We start from the raw sequence: 3,428 nt of genomic DNA on the forward strand, positions 1-3,428 counted from the left end.
TAATTCAAAGTATGATTGGGGGTTTTAAGAACTACTTTAAGAAAGTCTGATACTTCGGGCATTTCTATGGAAAGTAGGGCAAGCTCTTCTTTTAATGGTACTTCGCCAATTTTTATGTATCTGTCGGGATTGCCCTCTTTAATGTTGTTGGTTGTGCTGATATAGACTTCGGCTGTGGTATCGCTGTTCTTGCTGATGGAGGTCCAGCTGAGAAGAAGCTTGCTGTTGTCTATCAGTACTCCTTTAAGATTGAAGGCGTCTGCGGGGCTGAATAGAGACAGGCCATCGAGCTCGTAGAGGGTGCTCTGATCTATCGCTATATTCATATAGTCTGCAATGGTGGGAAGAAGGTCTACTGCGGCTGTCCTGTAGTTAAGGGCATAGTCGTTGATGTCTTTCTTGTTGATTACCATCCATGTATTTCTTTCGCTGTCGCTCTGACCACCGTGACTGCGGGCGGTGAGGGGGGTGCGACCATGATCGGTGGCTACAATAAACAGCCACTCTTCGTTGTGCTCTTCTTCACGCTGTTTTACGGCATCGTATATGAGGCCTATCAGCGCATCGTGATAGGTGATGGAGTTGTAGAATTCGGGACTGTTGCCGTAGTGGTGACCGGCATCGTCGGTGTACTGCAGATAGACCCACGAGAGGTCTGGTCCGTTCTTAGAGATGCTGCTGGCGGCTTCTGAGGCTACGGCGGCATCTATCTTTTTTATGTAGTTGCTATGCTTGTCGTGGGGGTAGTTGATGGTGTCGTGCTCTAACCCGTCGAAGGCATAATCGATCTTCAGGTTTTTAGTTGCATCGAGTCCCTCGCCAAGCAGCTTGGTTCTGTTGTCGAGCCAGGTTGAGTAGATGGCTGTTTTGCCATCGGGATAGGCATCTTTATATAGCCTGAAGATGGTGGGATAGTTGTAATTGGGGTTGGCAATGTTGTTGTCCCATACGTTGTGCTTGTTTACCCAGGTTCCGGTGATAAGTGTTGCATAGCAGTTTGAGGATATGGTGGGAGTCTGTGTGATGCCTCCTCTCTCGCCTCCCACGTATGATTCCAAAAAGATGCCCTCCTGCTCTATCCTGTCGAGATTGGGGGTGCTTGCTTTGTGGATTATGTCTACCGGTATACCATCTGTTATTATGAAAACTGTTTTTCTTTCTGGTTGTTGCGCAAGGGTGATGCTGCCTGTAAGGCAGAGCAGTATCACTAAAAATAATTTGTTCATAGTATCTCTTCCAACTGATCTAATGTCTGTGTTATGCCTTCTTTGAAGCCCATGTCTATATAGGTGTCGATATCTTCGGCTTTTTCGAATGTAAGCAGCATATCAACCATTACTGTATTGCCTGTTTGACTCATCCTGAGCTCCCAGTGGTTCTGAGGGAGTGTTGTGTCTAATGTTCCGTTCTCATCGCTGAAGCCATCTTTTCCTGTGAACGACTCGTTGGGCTCTATGGTGAGGTAATCGAACTTGCCCCACTGAACTTCGCCTTCGGGTCCGTTCATCGAATAGTGCCAGTGACCGCCTTCCCGGAAATCGAGCGACTTGGTAATGGCTCTCCAGGGCTTGGGTCCCCACCACTTATCTAACATCTCGGAGGTGGTCCATGCCTTCCATACTTTCTCTAAGGGGGCATCATATTCGCGAATGATTGTTATGGTGTTGTTGTGTTTGTCAACTGTGAATCCGTATTCAAGCTCTTTCATTTTCTGCATATTTTTTGAAATTATCTAATATTGCCTGCCAGCCTTGCTTCTGAACTTCAGGGGGGTTCTGGTTTTCGGCATCGAAGGTTACTGTAACGAAGGTGGTTCCGTCTTGATTGTCGAATATTATTTCAACATCACGGCCATCATCTAATCTGTAAGCAATTTTTTCATGCTCTATCACTTCGGTGTAGGTTGCACTGAAATCGAAGCCAAAGCTGCCATCTTTTGCTTCCATGCGTGCTACGTACTTACCTCCTACACGAAGATCGTTCTTTGCACTGGGACAATGCCAAAGGGGATCGGCAAAGTTCCATTTTGTTATATGTTCGGGCTGGTTATAGTATTCCCAGACTTTTACTACATCGGCATGTATGGCCGACTGAACTATGATCTTAGCTGTCTCCATATGCTGAGTTTTTTTAAAGTTAAGTTCTTATTTGTTATCTGAAGGAACTCCATCCTCCGCCATTGTATGATTCAAATCCTTTGCTTTTCAGGTATCTGACTACCTGTGCACTTCTTGCGCCGCTCTCGCATACGGCTATTATTACATTGTCCTTGTCTAGCCTGTCGATCTTGTTGTGTATTTCTGATGCCGGAATATTTATCGACCCTTCTATGTGTCCGTAGTGATACTCTTCTCTGGTGCGTACATCCAGCAGAATGGCGCCTTTGTTAAGTTTATCTCTGATAAAGCTTTTATCAGGTAACCCTAACAGTCTGCGTAATATTCCCATATATGTTTTATCCTGTTTTTTTTAACTGTTTTGATGTTTTCAATTATAAAACATATTTGTGGACGCAATGTTTAATTTTTTAGAATAAATATCTATTTACGGTCGATATTATATCGATTTTTTGACTAAAACTGTACTAGGGAGCTGATAAAGTATCCTCCTACTACTAACCAGATGAATAGTATAAATGCAAGGACAAAGGGTTTGATGCCTGACTGCTTGAACTTTTTGAAGTTTGTTTCTGCTCCTAATGCTGTCATTGCCATGGTTAGTGCGAAGTTGTCGGCTCTGTTTATTCCATCTACTACTGCTACGGGGAGCAGGTTTAATGAGTTGAAGCCTATCACTATTAAGAAGCCGAAGGCGAACCAGGGAATGGTGATCTTGGACTTCTCCGCTGTTTCTATTCCCTGTTTGCGGTTTTTTCTGCCTACAAGCATGCTTAGGATCAGGAGGAAGGGGGCAAGTAGTATGACTCTTATCATCTTCACAATTACTGAGCTTTCGGCAATTACCGGGTTGTTAAGGGCATTGCCGGCTCCTACGACGTGTGCTACCTCGTGCACTGTTGATCCTATGTATATTCCCATTTGATGGGGATTGAGGCTGAGCCAATCCATCTTATACATCAGGGGGTAGAGAAACATTGAGATGGTTCCGAAGATGACTACCGTTGAGACAGCTATGGCGGTTTTATGTGGTTGGTTTTTTAAGACGGGTTCTGTACCGAGTACGGCTGCTGCTCCGCATATAGCACTACCGGCTGAGGTGAGTGTTGTAATGTGTGGGTCTAGCTTCAGCATTCGCCCTGCGAAATAGCCTAGTAATAAAACGGAGAGTACCATTATTATGTCTACAATAATGGCTGCAGGTCCTACCGCCACAATATGCTGGAATGTGAGCCTGAATCCGTAAAAGATGATTGCTCCCCTGAGTATCTGCTTACTGCAGAACAGGATGCCCGGTACCCAGCTGTCGGG

5 protein-coding genes are annotated in these 3,428 nt (G+C 45.0%); all 5 read right to left on the bottom strand.

Going from position 1 to position 3,428, the window contains the following annotated elements; genetic code table 11:
* Positions 1-1,226: alkaline phosphatase family protein (locus PHO43_RS01525; protein WP_288011047.1), on the bottom strand; the 1,226-nt coding region annotated here is incomplete at its 3' end.
* Positions 1,223-1,717, bottom strand: a complete 495-nt coding sequence (locus tag PHO43_RS01530) for an SRPBCC family protein (protein ID WP_353738301.1) — start codon at positions 1,715-1,717, stop codon at positions 1,223-1,225. The genes PHO43_RS01530 and PHO43_RS01525, both read right to left, overlap by 4 nt.
* Positions 1,695-2,117 (bottom strand): SRPBCC family protein, encoded by a 423-nt coding sequence (locus tag PHO43_RS01535; RefSeq protein ID WP_053826776.1) that lies wholly within the window; start codon positions 2,115-2,117, stop codon positions 1,695-1,697. Before PHO43_RS01535 ends, PHO43_RS01530 begins: the two co-directional genes overlap by 23 nt.
* Positions 2,118-2,151: 34 nt before the next feature.
* On the bottom strand, positions 2,152-2,448 hold the full coding sequence (locus PHO43_RS01540) for a rhodanese-like domain-containing protein (protein WP_045088973.1): 297 nt from the start codon (positions 2,446-2,448) through the stop codon (positions 2,152-2,154).
* A 125-nt stretch (positions 2,449-2,573) separates the two neighbouring features.
* Positions 2,574-3,428 (bottom strand): YeiH family protein (locus PHO43_RS01545; protein WP_288011049.1); only part of this gene is annotated, 855 nt, incomplete at its 5' end.

Origin of the sequence: Lascolabacillus sp., assembly GCF_028696275.1 — a bacterium.
In the GTDB taxonomy this organism is placed as follows: Bacteria; Bacteroidota; Bacteroidia; order Bacteroidales; family Dysgonomonadaceae; genus Proteiniphilum; species Proteiniphilum massiliensis.